This is a genomic window from Nonomuraea sp. NPDC049649, assembly GCF_040675175.1.
Lineage (GTDB): Bacteria > Actinomycetota > Actinomycetes > Streptosporangiales > Streptosporangiaceae > Nonomuraea.
Window position 1 is genome coordinate 1 of sequence record NZ_JBFAOH010000101.1, and the last position, 1,559, is coordinate 1,559.

The following is a 1,559-nucleotide window of genomic DNA, read 5'->3' on the forward strand; positions in this document are numbered from 1 at the left end:
TGATACAAATGTGACAGCTGATGCTATTGCTGCTTAAATAGCACCAGATCGCAGAGTGGCTTCATTCTCATACACCACGATCTTGGACGCGGCCGGAGGGCAAGCAGCATCCCGACCGGGATGCCCAGTTCCGGTATCTCAACGAGCAGGTCAAACAGCATCAAGCCGCTGGGCAGCCCGTGATCAGCATCGACGCCAAGAAGAAGGAACAGCTCGGGCAACTACCCAACCCCGGACGGCAGTGGCGGCCGAAAGGCGACCCGGTCAAGGTGGAGGACCACAGCTTCTACTTCATCGGCCCGGACGTGGACGTGGCGATCCCGTTCGGCATCTACGACCTGACCCGCGATTCCGGCTGGGTGAACGTAGGCACTGATCACGACACCTCAGTGTTTGCGGTGGAGTCGATCCGGCGCTGGTGGTGCTCCCGCGGACGGGTGGACTACCCGGCCGCCGACCGACTGTTGATCACTGCCGACTGCGGCGGCTCCAACAGCTACCGCTACCGGCTCTGGAAGGCCGAGCTGGCAGCGTTCGCCGCCGAGAGCGGGCTGACGGTAACCGTGTGCCACTTCCCTCCGGGAACGTCGAAGTGGAACAAGATTGAGCACCGGTTGTTCTCCCACATCACCCTGAACTGGCGCGGCAGGCCACTGACCAGCCACGAAGTCGTCGTGAACAGCATCGCCGCGACACGAACCCGCACCGGGCTACGCGTCCACGCCGAGCTCGACACGAGCGCGTACCCGACCGGGATCGCCATCAGCCGCGAGTACCTGCGTTCGCTGCCGATCAGTCCGCATGAGCACCGCGGCATCTGGAACTACACCATCGCCCCCACCGGCCCGAACACCAAGCAGGCCACCACGGCTGGTGATCGAGAACGTGCCCGAGCTCAACTCCTGACGATGCTGGCCGAGCCCCGCGTGACCGGCATGACGACCGAAACCTTAGACGCCCTGCGCCGGCAGCTGGCTCCGGCCCAGGCGGCTCAAGCCGAGCAACGCAAATTTCAGCAACGCGGCCGGAGACGCCTGCAAGCCCCCGGAGCCCACGGCCGCCCCCTGCTCAGTGACGCCGACCGCGTCCTGGTCACCCTCGTCTATCTGCGAGGAGTCTGTCCGCAGAAAGTCCTGGCCGATCTGCTGGGCACCAACCCGGCCACCATTGGTGAGGCGGTCAGACAAACTCGCCTCCTCCTGGACGAACATAAGATCACCATCCCGCAGACCACGCACTACTTCTCTCGCGCCCGGGACCTGCGCAAATGGCTGGATCAGGGAGAGGCCACCGAGCAGATGCAGCTATCGCAGGCCCTGTCTCATCCAGAGCTGACCGGGATGGCCCGCGAAGACTTCCACGGCCTCCTCCAACGGCTCGCCGTGCCCTACCAAGCCGTCATCGAGCAACGTCGTCACCGCCGACGCGGCGGCGCCCCTCGTCCCGGAAGCCGGCGCGGCGTCTTCACACAAAAGATCACCGATGCGGATCGGATCCTGGCCACCGTGCTGGCCGGACGCCAACTATGCGATCAACAATCCCTGGCCGACCTGTTCGGC

At 64.6% G+C, this 1,559-nt stretch carries 1 pseudogene; it reads left to right on the forward strand.

Going from position 1 to position 1,559, the window contains the following annotated elements:
- Window positions 1–95: 95 nt before the first annotated feature.
- Window positions 96–1,559 (forward strand): annotated as a pseudogene (locus AB0J42_RS37635) (ISAzo13 family transposase); the annotation flags it as partial.